We start from the raw sequence: 15,862 nt of genomic DNA, 5'->3' as shown, positions 1-15,862 counted from the left end.
GTCTATCCATCCTTGTCTGTCCGGAACCATGATTCCGGATCCACGGGGCTATTGTTCTCTCTTACCTCTATATAGAGCGTTTCTGGACGATCAGTTCCAGTGCCATCACCGCTTGTTGACAAAATCGCGCCGATTTCTGGTGTTTGACCGGGCATCAGGCCCACTGGTGTTCCTTCGGGGATCACCTGACCGGGGTCCCCATACACCTCCTGAAGGCCGGAGAAGACAAAAAGCAAACCGGGCTGCGGTTCCAGGATCACAAGGTTTCCAAGGTCCAGAAGCGGCCCTCTGTATCGGATAGTGGCCGCTGTCGGCGACAGCACCAATGCACGTGGTCTGGTTCCCAGTACAAGCCCCGGACGCGTGACCCCTGCGGCGTCCGTTTCGCCGGAACGATGGAGTATGACGCCTTGGGTCGGCAGCGGAATCTGTCCTTTCAGTTGGGACACATCCGCGTTCGAGGCTAAGATTTCTCCATCCGATATCTCAGATAGACCGCTGGCGAAGCCATCCAGAGTCTCCGTTGATGAGATCAGGATGGCTGTCCGTACCGGGTCTTCGATGAAGCGGCGCGGCAGGTCGGTACGGTCCGCTATGGCCTCGCTCAGCTTCGTCCTGGCGTTCTGCACGCCTTCCAACCCTTCGGTCAGCGTGTCCGCAGCGCTTTGTTGCAATCGGCGCAGGGTCTGCACCTCGTCCAGATCCCGGGCCAGCGCCTGGGCCCTGGTGTTCAGGCCAGGGGTGACTTCGGACAGCATCATCCCGGTGCGCGCCGCCCCCAGCGGCCCGGCCGGGTGCAGCATCAGAACCGGTGGCGCCGTGGTTTCGATGGTTTGCAGTACGCCCAGCAACTGGCGGATTTCGCGTTCGCGCGCGTTCAACTCGGCGGTCAGCTGGCTTTCGCGCAAAGCCGCCCGGCGCAGCCCGTCGCGCATGGCGGCCAGCCCGGCCTCGTAGGCCTGGATCGTCTCGGTCAGGGCGCGCACGCGGTCGCGGGCGGTTTCGGCCTCGGTCAGCGCGATCGAGGCCTGTTCCAGCATCTGCGCCGCCTCCAGCGCCGCCTGCGCGGGGTCCGGCGCGGCCCGGGCCGCCTGCCCCGCCATCAGGGCCGCCAGAAGAAGCGCGCGCAGCCTCATGACAGCAGGCTCTGACCCGTCATTTCCGGTGGCTTGGGCAGGCCCATCAGGTCCAGAACCGTAGGCGCCAGATCGGACAGGCGACCTTCGCGCAGGGTTGCGCCCTCGGGTTCGCCAACCAGCGCCACGGGCACCGGGTTCAGCGTGTGGGCGGTATGCGGCCCGCCTGTTTCGGGGTCGATCATGGTTTCGCAATTGCCGTGATCGGCCGTTACGATCATCGCCCCGCCCTCTTTTTCCAGCGCGGCGACCACGCGGGACAGGCCCTGATCCACGGCCTCGCAGGCCTTGATCGCGGCCTGCAGGTCACCGGTATGGCCCACCATGTCCGGATTCGCGTAGTTGGTAACGATCAGGTCATAGCCGGCCTCGATCGCCTCGACGAACTTGTCCGTGACCTCGGCGGCCGACATCTCGGGCTGCAGATCATAGGTTGCAACCTTGGGCGACGGGGCCATATAGCGGTCCTCGCCGGGCTCGGGCGTTTCCTTGCCGCCGTTCAAGAAGAACGTGACATGGGGGTATTTCTCGGTTTCGGCCAGGCGGAACTGGCGCAGGCCCTGCTTGGCGACCCATTCGCCCAGCGTGTTCACGATCTCGCGCTTGGGAAACACTGTGGTCATGTAGGCGTTGTGGCCGTCGGAATATTCCACCATGCCCAGCAGCGCCGACAGGTGCGGGCGCGGGCCGGTGTCGAATTCGGCGAAATCAGGTTCGGCAATGGCGCGCAGGATTTCGCGGGCGCGGTCGGCGCGGAAATTGAGGCAGAAGAAGCCGTGACCGTCGCGGACGCCGTCGTAGCCGGGCAGAACCGTGGGCGCGATGAACTCGTCCGTCTCGCCCCGGTCGTAGGCGGCCTGAATCGCGGCGCTTGCGGTATCAGCCGGCGCGCCTTCACCTTTGATGATGGCATCATAGGCGCGGCCGACCCGTTCCCACCGGTTGTCGCGGTCCATGGCATAGTACCGCCCCGAGACGGTGACGACGCGCGCGTTCGCAGGCAGGCGGCGCTCCAGCTCGGCCAGGAAGTCCAGCGCCGATTTCGGGGCCACGTCTCGCCCGTCGGTGATGGCGTGCAGAGCCACCGGAACGCCTGCATCGGTGATTGCCTTTGCGGCGGCGACGATATGGTTCAGGTGCCCATGCACCCCGCCATCCGAGACCAGCCCCATCAGATGCGCGGTCCCACCCGCCGCCTTCACCTTGGCGACAAAGTCCTGCAGCGCAGCGTTTTCGAAGAACGAGCCGTCTTCGATTGCAAGATCGATCTGGCCCAGATCCATGGCCACGACCCGCCCGGCCCCGATATTGGTATGGCCGACCTCGGAATTACCCATCTGGCCGCTGGGCAGGCCCACATCAGGGCCATGGGTGATCAGCCGCGCGTGCGGACCCTTGGTCATGATCGCGTCGAATGTGGGCGTGTGGGCCAGATAGGGCGCATTGGCCTGCGTGTCGTCGGACAGGCCCCAGCCATCGAGGATGCACAGGACGACGGGTTTGGGTGCGCTCATGTCGGGTCTCCGATAACTGCTCTTGTCCGTTCTTCTATCCCCTGCCCGCCGCATCGTGAACCGCCTTTTGCGGCGATACGACCCGCGTCGGGCTATTTCCTGATCTGATGCCAGGGCCGGGCCTTGCGGCCGCGATACTTGACCGTCAGTTCGGGCGGGGCGTCGCGTTCGTCATAAGCGCCCAGGATCACGCCCTTGCCGCGACTTTTGGTGCGCATCTCGACCAGCTCGGCCGCCGAGCGGGTGGTGCGCTGCGACGGACGCCGGGCCCAGTCGAACAGGTGGTCGTACATTTGCGCGATCACATCCGCATAGGCCGCACTGTCGCCCAGATCGGTCAGTTCGTCGGGGTCGTTTTCCAGATCGAACAGGATCGGGCGGAACCCGCCTTCGCAATGGATCAGCTTCCATTTTTTCGTGGCCACCATGAACATCGCCGCATCACGCACCGACACGCCCAGCGTTTCCGCGATGGGCGAGGCCGAATAGTCGTATTCGCAGATCACGAATTTGCGCGGGGTCTCGTCCGCCTGCCCGTGCAGGATTGGCAGCAGCGAGTGGCCTTCTAGGATATGATCAGGCACCGCACCGCCCGCGACCTCGACGAAAGTGGGGGCCAGGTCGATCGACTCGACCAGCGCGTCGCAGGCGGTGCCGCGCGTGGCATCGGCCTGTTCGGACGGGTCGTAGATGATCAGCGGCACCTTGGTCGAAGCGTCGTGGAAGAACGTCTTTTCGCCCATCCAGTGATCGCCCAGAAAATCGCCATGGTCCGAGGTCAGCACGATCATCGTGTCGTCCATGCGGCCGGTCTGGTCCATCCAGTCCAGCAACCGCCCGATCTGGTCATCGGCCTGCTTGATCAGGCCCATATAGGAGGGGATCACGGCCTCGCGCACATCCTGCCGCCAGAAGGTCTGACCGATCTTGGTATGCATGAAGGCGCTCAGCACGGGATGCGCGTCGGCCCGTTCAGCCTCCGACCGGTTGGGGGGCAGAACATGCTCGGGCCCGTACATCGAGGCATAGGGCTCGGGGACGATATAGGGCCAGTGCGGTTTGATGTAGCTCAGGTGGCAGCACCACGGGCCGTCATGGGTTTCCATGAATTCGATGCCGCGCGTGGTCAGATAGGGGGTCTCGCTATCTTCTTCGGCGATGTTCGCGGCCTGCGGCGCGTTTTTCAGAAACCAGCCCGACAGCACGTTGCCGTCCTCGTCCAGCCCGGAATTGGCAAAGTCGTGCCAGGGGTTGTCGCCGTCATAGCCCTTGTCGGCCAGCCACGCGTTGTAGGCGCGGGCCCCGTCGGGGTCATAGAACCCGTCAGGGCCTTCGGGGCGCATCCCGTCGTCGCGCTCGAACACGTCGAAACCGCATTCGGCCACGCGCGCGCCGATCAGGCTGTCGGGTTCCAAGCCCAGCCGCGCCATGCCCTCGGCGTCGGCGCGCATATGGGTCTTGCCGACCAGCCAGCAGTCCATCCCCGCCTTGCGCAGATGGTCGCCCATGGTCTGTTCGCCCACCTTCAACGGAATGCCGTTCCACGAGGCGCCATGTGACTGCACATAGCGCCCGGTATAGGTGGACATGCGCGAACTGCCGCAGATCGGCGACTGGATATAGGCCCGCGTGAACCGCACGCCGCGCGCGGCCAGCCGGTCGATATTGGGCGTGTGCAGATGTGGATGGCCGTAACAGCTCAGGTAATCCCAGCGAAGCTGGTCGAACATGATGAACAGGATGTTGCGGGCCTTGGCCATTCAGTGCTGCGCGCCCTGGCTTTCCATCTGCTCCACCATCCGGCGGGCGCGCTTGCAATGCAGCTTGTCACGCAGCGGGCTGTTGGGGTCCACGTCCTTTTGGCACACCACGCATTTGTCGGCCCCCGAAATCGCGTTCAATCCGCCGCAACTGCCTTTGATGGTCTTGCCCATCAGCATCACGCCCAGCGACATGCCGACCATGATGATCAGCAGCAGAACAAACGCGAGGATAAAGGTGCTCATCGGCCGGCCCGCCCTTCAGTTCGATCCCAGCGCATCCTTGAACGCGCTGCTTTGTACCGTGATATAGGCATCTTCGCCGCCTGTCACATCCCGCGAGATGAAAAACACCGCCAAACCCAGCTGATCGGCCAGTTTCAGCCCCCGTTCCTGCCCCAGCGCCAGCATCGCGGTGGCCCAGGCATCGGCCAGCATCGCATTTTCGGCCAGAACCGTGACCGAGGTCGTCCGATGGGTGATCGGGCACCCGGTGGTCGGGTCGATGATATGCGAATAGCGTATGCCATCCTGCTCGAAGAAGTTCTTGTAGTCGCCTGAGGTCGCCATGCCGCGGTTGTCCAGCGGCACGATGAACTGGATGGTCTGCGACCCGGTTTCGGGCTTTTCGATGCCGATGCGCCAGGCCTCGCCCTTGTCGTTCTGACCGCGCGCCACCAGGTCGCCGCCGATCTCGACCATGTAGTTCTCGATGCCTGCTTCTCGCAGCGTGTCAGCCACGGCGTCGATCCCGTAGCCCTTGGCGATGGCCGAAAGGTTGATCCCCACGCCCGGTTGCGCCTTGGCCAGCGTCCCGGCCTGTGCATCCAGCGTCAGCAGGCGCGCCTGCCCCACCTGTTCCAGCGCCGCCGCGATCTCGGCATCCGACGGCACCGGGTCTTCGGGCTTGCGCGGGCCGAAGCCCCACAGCTCGATCAATGGGCCAAGGGTCACGTCGAACACGCCGCCGCTTTGGTCGTGCACTTGGTTGGCCGCCGCGATCACATAGGCGAATTCCTGTGACACCGGCATCGGGTCGGTGCTGGCCGAGGCGGAAAAGACCGAGACTTCGGAATTCGGGTCCCAGTTGGACATCTTGGCATTCACCTGCGCCAGCGTTTCCTCCACGGAGGTGGACAGGGCAGCCTCGTCCAGATCCTCGCCGATTGCGGTGATGTGATAGGTCGTGCCCATGGTTTCGCCGGACAGACGGACAATCTCGGGCTCCTCGTCGAACAGACAGCCAGAAACAACAAGCGGCAGGGCCAGAGCAAGCAGTCGGCGCATGGGGCGATCTCCTGGAAATGCGTTGCCCGGCATATGCCAGCGGCCCCACCCAGAGTCAAACCTGCGTCAAGGCGCCAGCGGCAGGAAGCCCAGGACCAGCAGCCCGGCCGCAGCGGGCACACCAAACAGCCACGCGCGTTTCTGCCAACCCGGGGGCTGTTCTTTCCACAGTTTGCGAAAATTATGTCCGCAGATCACGACCAGAAGGAAGATCAGGGCGGCAACCGCAGGAGACAGATGGAGTTGGGTCACGGGGTCCGGTTTTTCCTTGCGACCCGGCGCGGTTGCGCCGGTTTTTGAATTTGCACCCTATACAGGTTTCTCTGCTGCGATAAGGTGGTGAGGACAGCCTGTAGCGTTGAAGGAGGAGACCGCCCATGGCCCCAAGCTCTTACCAGCCCCCGACACGTGGCGACAAGGCCGGGTCAAGCACTTACAGCCAATCCGCCGAGTCGAATTTGTCACATACTCAGACCACTGTCGCCAAATTGCTGGAAGGAAAAGGTGATGCGGTGTTTTCGGTTCGGCCGAATGACACCATCCATTCGGTGGTCGAAATTCTAAAGGAGAAACGCATCGGGGCGGTTGTCGTCACCGATCAGAACGGCGCACTGCAGGGGATCCTGTCCGAGCGGGATATCGTTCGCCGCATGGCGGATACTCCGGGTCAGACGCTGCCACAATCGGTCGAGGCGCTGATGACACGCGATGTGCGGACCTGCGCGCCGGACGACCTGCTGATGGACGTGCTGAGGACGATGACCGAGGGGCGTTTCCGCCACATGCCGGTTCTTCGCGACGGCAAGCTTTGCGGCATGATCACCATCGGAGATGTCGTGCATTTCCGCCTGAAAGAGCTGGAATACGAAGCCCTGCGCATGAAGCAGATGATTGTCGGCTAGATAGTCACACGTTGTAGTAACGGGCATAGGCCCCATAAGGCTGCCCACCTGTCTTGGTCTGCTTTCGGGCAGACCCCAGGTCCAAGATGACCAGCACGGTGACCTGCAAGTTCACGCTGGAAAACTCGTGCAGCACTTGTGCCAACTGGGCGCAGGAGGTGATGGTCGGTGCAAACTACAGAAGGATCGCGTCACAGGCCTGCCCGATTGCCCGGGCGTCAGGAACGGCCAAAACCGGTGGGCCGTCGATCAAAATATTGTCATAGTCTGCCCGCAACCTCTGCATGAGGTCATGAAAGCGCGAAGACAAAAAATATCCGCGGCGCTGCGTGTGCTGCGCTCGCCCATCAGAACATTGACCGACAACCGGGTGTCGGTACGTAGAAGGTTGCCCAAGGGTGTCCCTCCGGTCAGCGCTGTGACCAGCCCACCGTTCGGGTTGTCTGGAAAATACTACCTGAAAGACAGGCTCCGGATGTCGGCTTCGACCAGCAGAACAGATCGACCGAGCCCCGCCAGGCTTTGCGCGAGGGCAATCGACATCGTGATCTTACCCTCATCCGGTACCGACGAGGTGCACAGAATGACTTGTGGTTGAGCGTCCGAATTTGGTGACAGCACAGACGTTCGCAGGTTTCTAGCCGCCTCCAAGAGCGGCGACGTCGGATATGTGGACAGGTACCCGACCAACTGACTGCGCTGGCGGATCGGCGCCAATGGCAGACGGCCCAGAACCGGTACGCTGGTGGCCAGCTCCAGATCGGCCCCAATCGGAACCGCGGATTGCCGGATTTGCTGGACAAGAATGATGCCCTGCCCCAAAGCCGCTCTGGCGAAAACCCTAGGAAACATGATCAGACCAGAACGCGGTGCAACCTGTTTGCCCGGAGTGGCCGCCGATATTATGCGGCTGTCTGGCGTTTGTGCGCCCTGTTGGACGGCGGCTTCCTCCAGTCTGGAAATAAAGGTTTCGTGCAGCAACCGGGTTACACGGGCGTCGCGCTCGAACTGGCGCAGTTCGGCTGTCACACTGGCATTCTGGGCGATCAATTCTGAAACACGTTCGGCGAGAGCTATCCTTGCTGCTGCGTCCCTCGTGGCAACCTGCCTTGAAAGGCTGGTGGGAAGGCGACCATGAATGACTTCCTGAACCTCGCCTTTGAAGGGTTCGGGGTCCAAGTCAACAAGTGTCTGGTCCAGTTGGTCAAGCTCTTGAAGACGGCTTTGCAGATTGGCCAACCTTGTTCGGGTTTCGAAAAGGTGCGCGGCCAGTGCTTCGGGGCTGGCGCCCGCAGGACCTTGATGGCGTCCTCCTGCCGGGCGATTTCCTGCTCCAGCCCGGCCACCCGGTCCGACAACCATGAAACAGTTTCGGTTAGTCCTTTGGCTTTTGCATTGATTTGATCCCGAACAAAAAGCTGGGCCAAGGTATCCGCAATCTCAGCCGACTTCTGAGGGCGGTTGGTTGTTGCGCCGATCCGGATGACATCTGAATTCCGGACGTTTTCGATAGATACCACCTGTGTGACGTTTTCCGCGACAATGCCCAGGGCTTCGCTGTCCGACCGGTTCGCCGGATTTTGCCAAAGCCCGGTCCAACTCGATGCGAGGATGGCTGGATTGAACTCTGGATCATCCTGGAGGTTTTGCTCCAGCGCCGGGCTATGCATCAAACGAGCAGAGCCAAGGATTTCGACTTGGGTATTGATGGCGGAGATGTCGACACCTAGCCCGTCATGGCTTGCGACGGCACGTCGGAATAGCCCGCAGAGCGTGTCAGAACCAACGTCGTTTCGGACCGGAAGCGGGGTTCTATCGCAAAGGGCGAGATCCCAAATCCCAGCAAAAGACCGAGACCCGCGCAGCCGGCGATTGTGTATCTGTCCGGCCATCACAGCCGGGCAAAGGCCAGCAGAACCAAACCGTCCACGGTTTTCTCGCGCCTGTTCGCGCCATGAGGTTTTTCGTCGGTCATGTTAGGCCTTTGCAAGTGCTTGTATTCTGTCACCGTTTCTTGGCGTCAATTGCCCTTGAACTCTGCAACCGCCTGCAGCGTCCGCCAAATAATCCAAAATTCGAATGCAAGGCTCGGATTATTGATGTAGTAGTGGTCGGTCCAAAATTTTTCCGAATATCTTCAAGACTTTGTGCGTGCCCGACTTCGGTATGGGCATAGCCGCTGATTCCGGGGCGGACGCCAAGCCGGGCGCGGTAACCGGGCCATAGGGGCCCCCTGATCTTACCGTGACCAGGCTTCATTGAACGGAATTTGTAGGCGACAAACGCTCTTCCTCCTCTGCCCATGCGGATCTGGCAGAACAACAGGGGCCCTCGGTTTAGAATGTGGTTCATGACGAGCAACAGGACTGCGCAAACCGCCAGGAGTGGCAACAGGGCCAGAGAAACAGCAACATCCATGAAGCGTTTGGTGATACTGAATGTCAGACCTACGCGCGGCGCGGCAAAACCGGAAAAAGCTGCCTGGGAACCAACAATATCGATGCTCATCCATCCCCCTCCTGAGCGCCTGTTGTTTCGTAGGCTCAGCGGGAGTTTCGCTGCGGAATGGTAAATACCGAGCTAATGTTAATAGAGTATTTCGAGATCATCATTTGACTATGGCCGTCATGCCCGACCGGCGGTGTCCGAGGCTTCATTCTCGGGGGCCGTTGATACGAAATTGACGATGCCCGGGCTGATGTCTGCCGCTGTGAGCCGACCGGTCGCAAACGCGCCGGTATCGATCGAAATCACCCGGCCACTGACCTTTGGATCTGGGACGATGGTATGCCCGTGCACGACCCATTGGCCATCCGTTCGAGCGGTGGACGGGAAATTGGGGTGCCCCCATAAACAGACATGGCGCGGTTGGACATCGATTGGCAAGGCGGGATCTAGGGCCGCGTGGACGATCGAGACATTCCCGCTTGACCAGGTCAGTGGCCGGTTTTCGAGCCAAGTCAGAACCGGGTCGCCGATCACAGACCGCATATGATGCGAGATTTGGACGGCATCTTCGCCCAATGTCGTTTCGGTTATTCCCGTCAGGCCGAACGACGCGAGTGTCTGAAGCCCACCGTTTCCCAGCCACAAGCGACTGGTCCGCTTGGGTTCCTCGATAAATCGAAGCAGCATCTCTTCATGATTGCCCAGCAGACAAATCACTTCACGCTCGCCGTTTTCCGAAAGATGCCGCAGGTGATGCAAAACCTGAGCACTGTAATCTCCACGGTCGACATAGTCCCCAACAAATACCAGAGGAATGTCCGGATCGAGACGGGTCAGCAGTTGCTGCAACAGGTCCAGCCGTCCGTGAATGTCACCAACGACATAGAACCGCCGATCGGGTGCCAGGGTCTCCAGCAGCGATTCCTGCTCAGGCTCGTTCGTGCCTCGCCTGAGTTTTTTGATCCACGATCCTATCATCAGACCTGTTCCCTATCGCGCTGTGGCCCAGGCAGCAATGGCGGACACGGCCGGCTGACGCGACTGCCGTAGTTGTGAACAACAGGTTATTGAGGCGGGCGCGCAACGCAAGGGTCCTCGGCACTAGAGTGGCCGCCGAAAAACAACAGGAGCTTTCCATGCATTCGATGACTTACAAACCGGCCGCGCAGTGGTCTGTCGAAAACCGCCACGATGCGGCCGCGGACCAAGATATTCTTCTCAGAAACGTGGGTGGTGCATCGATCCGGTTTGAAATCACCGCTGACGATGCCGTCGCTGAATTGGAAGCGGCTTTGAGTCACACGGTTCAAACGGGACGGTCTTTTGCATTGCAGATGAAAGCTGGCGAGCGTCTGTTTGACACGCTCCGAGGGCCGCGCGGGCACGATGTGCGTGCAATTGAGGTCGGTTCTGGCGATGACGCGGACTATCGCCCTTGTGCAGGTTCTGACGGTCTGCACCCCGGATGGTGATGACCCGCGTTCGGTTTTGACGCGCGCGATGCTGGATCGTCAGGGCCAGTCCTCATTGCTGGCCGAGCTGCCCAAATTGTCGGTCAGCGCAACGATGGCCCTGTTCGGTGGCAACGGTGACGTTCAAACCGGGAAGTAAACGGACGGTGTGTCGCTTTCCTTTCTGGATGGAGTTTTGGTCTCAAGCCGGGGATTGGGCGCGGACTTGATGTCGGCGGTTGTGAGTGGAACACGCGCCATGCAGGCCGGGGACGACTCGGCGCGCCATATCCGCCTGCACAGCTATCTGGACGGCGAATACCAACCCAGCTTTCGCGCATCTCCAACCAACTGGACAGCGTCGCTCTGCGAGAAGTACCTTTGACGGCTCAGACGGTGCTCATGGAAAACGGGACGACACCCTATCGGCCACGCAGCCTCCCGCAGTCCTTCTATGAAACCGCAGGCACCGGGCCGGCCCACTCTCGATTGGTTGCGCTGCCGGATGGTCCTTCCGTTCCGGATTTCACCCCCGAGCCCCTTGAGTCGCGCGCGCCTCCGCGTGTGAAGGCTCCACCTTTCCACCTGGGACCGGGTGATGTGGTGGCGATCATACGCCCCGCACGGGTTGCCGAACTTGCTGGCGCGGGCGCTCAGCCGGATGCCTTCACCTTGCGCGATGACGGCACGATCTCGATCCTCGACGCCGATCGTGGTCCCGCTGACCGTCGCTTCATTGACACTCGGTCAGGCGATTGCCGCGGCCGGAGGCCTGACGATCTGGGATCGAGAGCTGGGCGCGATCCGCTTCTACCGCAGTTGGGATTTGTATCGGATTCCGTTGCGCGGCTATCAGGCCCGACCGGAGTTCCGGCAACTGGTTCTTTTGAGCGGAGACGCGGTGTTTGCCGATACCAGCTATGACCTGGACCGGACTCTTGCGTTTTATCGCGATCAGATCGACATCATCAGCCTGAACCGTCAGGCTAAGGGGGCTGCCTTGGCCGAACTTGAACAGGAGGTCGGTCTGCGCCGCGCCGAACTGACGGAGTCACGCGGAAATTTCACGGTTCGCAGCCAACTGGGTGCCGTACAGCGCGGCATTTTCGATCGCGGCCCGTATGGAACTGCGGCCCTACGATATTGTTTTCATCCAGGAGCAGCCGATCACGACCTGGGGTCGGGCGCTGGATCAGTTTCTACCCTCGCTGGTCAATGCGTGGTTGGACGCGGCAAATGGTTGACGCGCCCCGCCCTGCATCGGATATGAGGCCCCACCGGCCGATAATCCCCTTGACCTTGGCGGGTCGAAAGGGTCCCTGATGGTCGGGATTGTTGATTTGCGTTCGAGGGTTTCATGCAACGGGTATTGATTACGGGCACTGCGGGCTTCATCGGGTTCCACCTGGCCAAGCTGCTGTTGTCCGAAGGATTTCAGGTCCATGGCTATGACGGGATGACGGATTACTACGACGTCACACTCAAACAGCGCCGCCATCAGATGCTCTTGCAGACGCCCGGCTTCTCGGCAACCGAGGATCTGTTGGAAAACTACGAACGCCTCATGCAGGTTGCAGACGAATTCCAGCCCGAGGTTATCGTTCACCTCGCCGCCCAGGCGGGTGTGCGTTACAGCCTTGAACACCCGCGCAGCTATATCGATTCAAACGTTGTGGGTACGTTCAACGTGATGGAGGTGGCCCGTCAGCACAAGGTCGGTCACCTGCTCATGGCATCTACCTCTTCGGTTTATGGGGCAAACGAAGACATGCCCTTTACCGAGGTGGAAAAGGCCGACACCCAATTGACGATCTATTCTGCCACCAAGAAGGCGAACGAAGCGATGGGACATTCCTATGCCCATCTCTGGGATCTGCCCACGACCATGTTCCGGTTCTTCACCGTATACGGCACCTGGGGCCGTCCAGACCTGGCCCTATACAAATTTGTCGATGCAATTCTGGATGGGCGCCCGATCGACATCTACAATCACGGCGAAATGTATCGCGACTTCACCAATGTGAACGACCTGGTGCGCGGGATCCGGTTGTTGATCGATGCGGTCCCCGTGCGTCCGGACAGCCCCGGGGATATCGAGGAGGGTGACAGCCTGTCGCCGGTCGCGCCCTATCGTGTGGTCAACATCGGGAATGGTGACAAGGTGCGTCTGATGGATTTCGTCGAAGCAATCGAGGAAGCCGTGGGCAAGAAGGCGATCCGGAATTACATGCCCATGCAGATGGGTGATGTTCCGGCGACATGGGCCAATACCGACCTGCTGCAACGCCTGACCGGGTATCGTCCGCAGACCGATTTCAAGGATGGAATCGCTCAGTTCGTCGAATGGTTCCGCGAATACCACGGCAAATGATATAGTGACCCGGACCTGACGTATGCTTGAAACGAACCCCAATTCCCGTCGGATCGCCGTGATCGGTTTGGGCTATGTCGGCCTGCCGCTGGCCGCCGCCTTTGGCAAGATCGGACCGGTTCTGGGCTTTGACATCAATCCCACGCGCATCGACGCGTTGCGACAGGGCAAAGACGCCACGCATGAGGTCAGCGAAGACGAGCTGTCCGCCGCCGGGGGTCTTAGGTTTACCACTGACCCCGCCGATCTGGCTGACTGTAACACGTATATCGTAACGGTGCCCACACCGATCACGGCACAAAAACAGCCAGACCTTGCACCGTTGCTGCGCGCCTCAGAAACGGTTGGACGGGTGTTGAAGCCTGGTGATCTGGTCATCTATGAATCAACCGTCTACCCCGGCGCGACCGAGGAAGACTGCGTCCCGATCCTGGAGCGGGAATCCGGCTTGCGTTTCAACGTGGATTTCTTTGCCGGGTACAGTCCCGAAAGGATCAATCCCGGCGACAAGGCGCATCGCATCGCCGATATCTGCAAGGTCACGTCCGGATCGACGCCTATGGCCGCCGATCTGGTGGACGCGCTTTATGCGCGGATCATCACGGCGGGGACGCACAAGGCCGAAAGCATCCGCGTGGCCGAGGCTGCGAAGGTGATCGAGAACACACAGCGCGATCTGAATATCGCCCTGGTGAACGAACTTGCCATGATCTTCGGGCGCCTCGGCATCGACACCGATGCGGTGCTGCGGGCGGCGGGCACCAAATGGAATTTCCTGCCCTTCCGCCCCGGCCTTGTCGGTGGGCATTGCATCGGGGTCGACCCATACTACCTGACCCACAAGGCCGAGGCCGTTGGCCATCATCCTCAGGTCATTCTGGCGGGGCGGCGCCTGAACGATGGAATGGGCGCATATGTCGTGTCCCAGTTGGTCAAGCGGATGATCCGCGAGCGGATCGAGATGACGGACGCCCGGGTCCTGGTCATGGGGCTGACCTTCAAGGAAAACTGCCCTGATCTGCGAAACACCCGGGTCGTGGACATCGTTCACGAGTTGCAGAGCTACGGCGTGACCGTGGACGTTCACGATCCCCATGCCGACCCGCAAGCCGCACGTGACGAGTATGGGATCGACCTGCTGGAGCAGCCCAAGCCCGGCACCTATGACGGTATCGTCCTTGCCGTTGCCCATGACGCATATCTTGCGATGGATCCGGCCGAAATCCGAGCGTTCGGAAAGGCCCGGAATGTCCTGTTCGACGTCAAATCCTGCCTGCCGCGCCGCGTCAGTGATCTGCGGCTCTGACCCGCGCAGCACACTGAAATGAGAGACATTTTCTGACTGTGAAACCACTGTCCGCAAGGTCCCAGGCCCTGTGGGTTGCCGCCGGCCTGTTCAGTCTTCTGACTGGCGTGCTGGTGCTTGGACCGCTGTGCTCTGCGTCCTTGCTTTTGTGTCCACGCTGAATGGCGCAGCGACCACCGCGCTGATTGCGATGGGGAATGCAGCACGTTCTCGTCGGGTGGGCTCAGGGCCGGAGCCTATTTCCTGTTGCGATACGTGATCTGGCTGGGATTTTTGGATAGCCGCCAAGGGCGGCGTTTTCCCCGGCTACGGGGTCTTTGGCATCGACGTCGAGCCGACCGGACGTTGGCGTTGGTAGAACGCTGCATGCGGAGCAACCGCGTTGAACCACCAACGGCAATACGCGGCGTTTTGGGTCTTGATGCTACAAAATGAAACCGGCGCAATTTAGCGCCGGTTTTTTTCTTAACCGCCAAAGTCGTCCAGCATGATGTCTTCGCGATCAACACCCAGATCCAGCAGCATGTTGATGACTGACTGGTTCATGATTGGCGGACCGCACATGTAGAATTCGCAGTCTTCGGGCGCCGGGTGGTTCTTGAGGTATTCCTCGAACAGAACGTTGTGGATGAACCCTGTGTAGCCATCCCAATCGTCGCCCGGTTGCGGGTCGGACAAAGCAACGTGCCACTCGAAATTTTCGTTCTCGGCGGCCAGCTGGTCGAAATCTTCAACATAGAACATCTCGCGGCGCGACCGCGCACCATACCAGAAGGTGATCTTGCGTTTGGTGTTCAGACGCTTGAGCTGGTCGAAGATGTGGCTGCGCATCGGGGCCATACCTGCGCCACCACCGACGAACACCATCTCCTTGTCGGTGTCGCGCGCGAAGAACTCGCCGAACGGACCCGAGATCGTAACCTTGTCACCCGGCTTCAGGTTGAAGATGTAGGACGACATCTGCCCGGGCGGAATGCCTTCGGACCCCGGCGGGGGCGAGGCGATCCGCACGTTGAGCATGATGATGCCTTTTTCGTTGGGGTAGTTGGCCATCGAATAGGCGCGCTCGATCGGTTCGGTAACCGTGGATTTGTACTGCCACAGGTTGAACTTGTCCCAATCCTCACGGTATTCCTCGGCGACGTCGAAATCGCTGTAGTCGACCTTGTGCGCCGGGGCGGCGATCTGGATGTACCCGCCCGCGCGGAAATTCACATCCTCGCCTTCGGGAAGTTCCAGCACCAGTTCCTTGATGAAGGTCGCCACGTTGTCATTCGACCGGACGGTGCATTCCCATTTCTTGACGCCAAAGACCTCTTCGGGAACTTCGATCTTCATGTCCTGCTTGACGGCCACCTGGCACGACAGACGGTCACCGCAGGTGGCCTCGCGCTTGGTGATGTGGCTTTCTTCGGTTGGCAGGATCGACCCGCCGCCCTCCAGCACTCGCACCCGGCACTGCGCGCAGGTACCGCCCCCGCCGCAAGCCGACGGAACGAACAGCTTTTCGGCTGCCAGCGTCTGCAGCAGCTTGCCGCCGGCAGGAACCGAGATGGTTTTCTCACCGTTGATGGTGATGTTGACGTTGCCCGATGAAACCAGCCGAGACCGGGCCGCCATGATAAGCGCGACCAGAGCCAGAACGATCAGGGTGAAAAGGACAACGCCGAGCGAGAAAGTTTCCATG

General features: G+C 60.7%; 18 protein-coding genes. 6 read left to right on the top strand and 12 right to left on the bottom strand.

Annotation, left to right across the window (positions count from 1 at the left end):
* Window positions 1–2: 2 nt before the first annotated feature.
* From ACR0JC_RS14200 to ACR0JC_RS14175, 6 genes are all read right to left on the bottom strand, one after another.
* Entirely contained in the window at window positions 3–1,136 is a 1,134-nt protein-coding gene (locus ACR0JC_RS14200) for a murein hydrolase activator EnvC family protein (protein WP_170341492.1), read from the bottom strand.
* Window positions 1,133–2,650, bottom strand: coding sequence for a 2,3-bisphosphoglycerate-independent phosphoglycerate mutase (gene gpmI, locus ACR0JC_RS14195; protein WP_170341490.1), 1,518 nt, complete (start codon window positions 2,648–2,650; stop codon window positions 1,133–1,135). The genes ACR0JC_RS14200 and gpmI overlap by 4 nt, the downstream gene beginning before the upstream one ends.
* A gap of 92 nt (window positions 2,651–2,742) precedes the next feature.
* Window positions 2,743–4,410 carry a sulfatase-like hydrolase/transferase gene (locus tag ACR0JC_RS14190; RefSeq protein ID WP_170341488.1) on the bottom strand — a complete coding sequence of 556 codons (1,668 nt, stop codon included), beginning with the start codon at window positions 4,408–4,410 and terminating at the stop codon, window positions 2,743–2,745.
* A complete protein-coding gene (nqrM, locus tag ACR0JC_RS14185) occupies window positions 4,411–4,656 on the bottom strand; it encodes a (Na+)-NQR maturation NqrM (RefSeq protein ID WP_170341485.1) in 246 nt (81 codons plus the stop codon).
* 15 nt (window positions 4,657–4,671) lie between these two features.
* On the bottom strand, window positions 4,672–5,697 hold the full coding sequence (locus ACR0JC_RS14180; RefSeq protein WP_170341482.1) for an FAD:protein FMN transferase: 1,026 nt from the start codon (window positions 5,695–5,697) through the stop codon (window positions 4,672–4,674).
* A 66-nt stretch (window positions 5,698–5,763) separates the two neighbouring features.
* Window positions 5,764–5,949 carry a hypothetical protein gene (locus ACR0JC_RS14175; RefSeq protein WP_170341480.1) on the bottom strand — a complete coding sequence of 62 codons (186 nt, stop codon included), beginning with the start codon at window positions 5,947–5,949 and terminating at the stop codon, window positions 5,764–5,766.
* A gap of 125 nt (window positions 5,950–6,074) precedes the next feature.
* Here ACR0JC_RS14175 and ACR0JC_RS14170 point away from each other — a divergent pair, with 125 nt between their 5' ends.
* Window positions 6,075–6,599 (top strand): CBS domain-containing protein, encoded by a 525-nt coding sequence (locus ACR0JC_RS14170; protein ID WP_170341478.1) that lies wholly within the window; start codon window positions 6,075–6,077, stop codon window positions 6,597–6,599.
* A 4-nt stretch (window positions 6,600–6,603) separates the two neighbouring features.
* On the opposite strand, the gene ACR0JC_RS14165 is transcribed toward ACR0JC_RS14170, so the two are convergent.
* The 5 genes from ACR0JC_RS14165 to ACR0JC_RS14145 all read right to left on the bottom strand — a co-directional run bounded on the left by ACR0JC_RS14165 (window position 6,604) and on the right by ACR0JC_RS14145 (window position 10,025).
* Entirely contained in the window at window positions 6,604–6,744 is a 141-nt protein-coding gene (locus ACR0JC_RS14165; protein WP_170341476.1) for a hypothetical protein, read from the bottom strand.
* Between the two features lie 308 nt (window positions 6,745–7,052).
* Entirely contained in the window at window positions 7,053–7,628 is a 576-nt protein-coding gene (locus tag ACR0JC_RS14160) for a hypothetical protein (protein ID WP_170341474.1), read from the bottom strand.
* 44 nt (window positions 7,629–7,672) lie between these two features.
* Window positions 7,673–8,491, bottom strand: coding sequence for a hypothetical protein (locus ACR0JC_RS14155; protein ID WP_170341472.1), 819 nt, complete (start codon window positions 8,489–8,491; stop codon window positions 7,673–7,675).
* Between the two features lie 112 nt (window positions 8,492–8,603).
* A complete protein-coding gene (locus ACR0JC_RS14150; RefSeq protein ID WP_170341471.1) occupies window positions 8,604–9,107 on the bottom strand; it encodes a sugar transferase in 504 nt (167 codons plus the stop codon).
* Window positions 9,108–9,224: 117 nt separating this feature from the next.
* Window positions 9,225–10,025: a metallophosphoesterase family protein gene (locus tag ACR0JC_RS14145; RefSeq protein ID WP_170341470.1), complete on the bottom strand. Its 801-nt coding sequence runs from the start codon at window positions 10,023–10,025 to the stop codon at window positions 9,225–9,227.
* Window positions 10,026–10,403: 378 nt separating this feature from the next.
* On the opposite strand from ACR0JC_RS14145, the gene ACR0JC_RS14140 reads away from it, so the two are divergent.
* The 5 genes from ACR0JC_RS14140 to tviB all read left to right on the top strand — a co-directional run bounded on the left by ACR0JC_RS14140 (window position 10,404) and on the right by tviB (window position 14,175).
* A complete protein-coding gene (locus tag ACR0JC_RS14140) occupies window positions 10,404–10,658 on the top strand; it encodes a hypothetical protein (RefSeq protein WP_480763978.1) in 255 nt (84 codons plus the stop codon).
* Between the two features lie 81 nt (window positions 10,659–10,739).
* A complete protein-coding gene (locus ACR0JC_RS14135) occupies window positions 10,740–10,883 on the top strand; it encodes a hypothetical protein (protein WP_170509862.1) in 144 nt (47 codons plus the stop codon).
* A 294-nt stretch (window positions 10,884–11,177) separates the two neighbouring features.
* Window positions 11,178–11,768 carry a hypothetical protein gene (locus ACR0JC_RS14130; RefSeq protein ID WP_480763977.1) on the top strand — a complete coding sequence of 197 codons (591 nt, stop codon included), beginning with the start codon at window positions 11,178–11,180 and terminating at the stop codon, window positions 11,766–11,768.
* 87 nt (window positions 11,769–11,855) lie between these two features.
* Complete coding sequence (locus ACR0JC_RS14125) at window positions 11,856–12,869, top strand: GDP-mannose 4,6-dehydratase (protein ID WP_170341462.1); 1,014 nt, start codon at window positions 11,856–11,858, stop codon at window positions 12,867–12,869.
* A 22-nt stretch (window positions 12,870–12,891) separates the two neighbouring features.
* Window positions 12,892–14,175, top strand: coding sequence for a Vi polysaccharide biosynthesis UDP-N-acetylglucosamine C-6 dehydrogenase TviB (tviB, locus tag ACR0JC_RS14120; RefSeq protein ID WP_170341460.1), 1,284 nt, complete (start codon window positions 12,892–12,894; stop codon window positions 14,173–14,175).
* A 465-nt stretch (window positions 14,176–14,640) separates the two neighbouring features.
* Here the strand turns inward: tviB and nqrF are convergent, their stop codons facing one another.
* Entirely contained in the window at window positions 14,641–15,861 is a 1,221-nt protein-coding gene (gene nqrF / locus ACR0JC_RS14115; protein ID WP_170341458.1) for an NADH:ubiquinone reductase (Na(+)-transporting) subunit F, read from the bottom strand.
* Window position 15,862: the final 1 nt, after the last annotated feature.

It is taken from the genome of Ruegeria sp. CH5, from assembly GCF_056537025.1.
Note: the sequence above shows the minus strand (reverse complement) of the source record. Positions and strands in the feature narration are given on the sequence as shown.

Bases quoted from the DNA above. Each gene is read 5' to 3' on its own strand.
- ACR0JC_RS14190 (WP_170341488.1), bottom strand. From the start codon at position 4,410: ATGGCCAAGGCCCGCAACATCCTGTTCATCATGTTCGACCAGCTTCGC.
- ACR0JC_RS14145 (WP_170341470.1), bottom strand. From the start codon at position 10,025: ATGATAGGATCGTGGATCAAAAAACTCAGGCGAGGCACGAACGAGCCT.
- ACR0JC_RS14200 (WP_170341492.1), bottom strand. From the start codon at position 1,136: ATGAGGCTGCGCGCGCTTCTTCTGGCGGCCCTGATGGCGGGGCAGGCG.
- tviB (WP_170341460.1), top strand. From the start codon at position 12,892: ATGCTTGAAACGAACCCCAATTCCCGTCGGATCGCCGTGATCGGTTTG.
- ACR0JC_RS14170 (WP_170341478.1), top strand. From the start codon at position 6,075: ATGGCCCCAAGCTCTTACCAGCCCCCGACACGTGGCGACAAGGCCGGG.
- nqrF (WP_170341458.1), bottom strand. From the start codon at position 15,861: ATGGAAACTTTCTCGCTCGGCGTTGTCCTTTTCACCCTGATCGTTCTG.
- ACR0JC_RS14150 (WP_170341471.1), bottom strand. From the start codon at position 9,107: ATGAGCATCGATATTGTTGGTTCCCAGGCAGCTTTTTCCGGTTTTGCC.
- gpmI (WP_170341490.1), bottom strand. From the start codon at position 2,650: ATGAGCGCACCCAAACCCGTCGTCCTGTGCATCCTCGATGGCTGGGGC.
- ACR0JC_RS14180 (WP_170341482.1), bottom strand. From the start codon at position 5,697: ATGCGCCGACTGCTTGCTCTGGCCCTGCCGCTTGTTGTTTCTGGCTGT.
- ACR0JC_RS14130 (WP_480763977.1), top strand. From the start codon at position 11,178: ATGACGGCACGATCTCGATCCTCGACGCCGATCGTGGTCCCGCTGACC.
- nqrM (WP_170341485.1), bottom strand. From the start codon at position 4,656: ATGAGCACCTTTATCCTCGCGTTTGTTCTGCTGCTGATCATCATGGTC.
- ACR0JC_RS14155 (WP_170341472.1), bottom strand. From the start codon at position 8,491: ATGGCCGGACAGATACACAATCGCCGGCTGCGCGGGTCTCGGTCTTTT.
- ACR0JC_RS14125 (WP_170341462.1), top strand. From the start codon at position 11,856: ATGCAACGGGTATTGATTACGGGCACTGCGGGCTTCATCGGGTTCCAC.